This window comes from Echinicola sediminis (assembly GCF_054777495.1).
The window spans coordinates 1-1457 of sequence record NZ_BAAHAP010000223.1 but is presented as its reverse complement, the minus strand read 5'-3'; the positions used below and the strand labels follow the sequence as shown (position 1 = coordinate 1457).

The window sequence follows — 1457 nt, the reverse complement described above, 5'->3', positions numbered from 1 at the left end:
GTTCCTATTGGAATATGGAGACCAATTATGGGTTAATCCTATTATCCTTTCTTGAATTTATGAGTGTTCCGTTCTACTCTTTTCAAAAGACCGTTGAGATTGCTAGATGTCAATGGTATTATGCTTTTCATATTGGATTTCCATGAGAAGATTTTAGGATAGCATTTTCTTAGTTTCTAGGCGATAAAAACAGGGTTAACTTATGTAAAAAACAGCAAAAAAAAACTACTCAACTTAAATCAAGTTCTTTTAATTTATTTAAAAGCTGATTGGCTATCTTTTTCCTATCAAAATCTTTGGCCAACTTAAAACAACCAGTTTGGCATTCGTAGTATCTTTTTTTATTCTCCGAAATCAACTTTACTTTTTCCAGAAATGTATTTTTATCTTCCGGTAAAAAGCATATTCCCGCATCATAATTTTCTATTATTCCTTTTGTCTCTCCTTCAAGTCCCAATAGAATAGGTTTCCCTACTGCAGCAGCTTCAAAAATCTTGGAAGGAATTACGGTTAAGAATGTATCACTTTTTCTTAAATTAACCAAAGCCACATCCATTAGATTTAAATAGTCTACCACTTCACTTTTAGGCACAGAATCTAAGAATAACACATTCTTAAGCTGACTCCCCTCAGCCATCTCAACTAACTTTTTCTTTTCTGCTCCATCGCCTATAAATAAAAATAAAAGATCTGGATGGGATTCCTGTAGTTCATTAATGCTATTTAAAATAAAATGTAATCCATGAGCCAAACCATGTGTCCCAATGTAGGCAAATATAAATTTATTTTGTACCTGATGTTTTAGAAGTAAATGTTTAGGTTTCTCAGATACCTTAAACAAATCCAAATTGGCCCCATTTTTAAAAACGCTTATTTTCCCACCATCAATCCCTTTTTGAATAATTTTACGTTTAAAGGTATCGGTTACCACCACTACATGATCTGCTGACCTGTACATTTTTAACTCAAGCCACTCGAAAAAACGAATAATTAAGTTACTTTTCATTGCCCCTACTGCTGTAATAGATTCAGGCCACAAATCCCTCACCTCCATGACCCATTTTTTCCTTTTAAAAAAAGATAAAAACCATCCTGAAATAGCAGTAAAAAACTGTGGTGAAGTAGCAATGATTAAATCCGTTTTCACAAACATTCCGACCCAGAATGCCATAATAGCATAGCTTAAATAATCTAACACTCTCTTAAAAACTCCCTCATTGGCTACTATAAAGGACCAAACCCTTATTACTTTTATCCCATCAATTTTCTCTGTTTGATAAATTTTATTCTTGTATCCTTCATAGACTATCCCCTTTGGAAAGTTAGGCACACAAGTAATAACGGTCACCTCAACACCTTCTTCGATACCACTTACGACCGCGTCGAGTCGGACTTTGGCGAAGACGCCGCGCGCCTGCTTCACACGGCCGCGCGCTCCGCCCTCGACCTCGTCAAGC

The 1457-nt window shown here is 35.7% G+C and carries 1 protein-coding gene; it reads right to left on the bottom strand.

The annotated features are described in order from the left end of the window. Positions 1 to 229: 229 nt before the first annotated feature. Positions 230 to 1457, bottom strand: a 1228-nt coding sequence (locus tag ACYVAA_RS22865) for a glycosyltransferase family 4 protein (RefSeq protein ID WP_460546391.1), incomplete at its 5' end; no start/stop codon positions are given.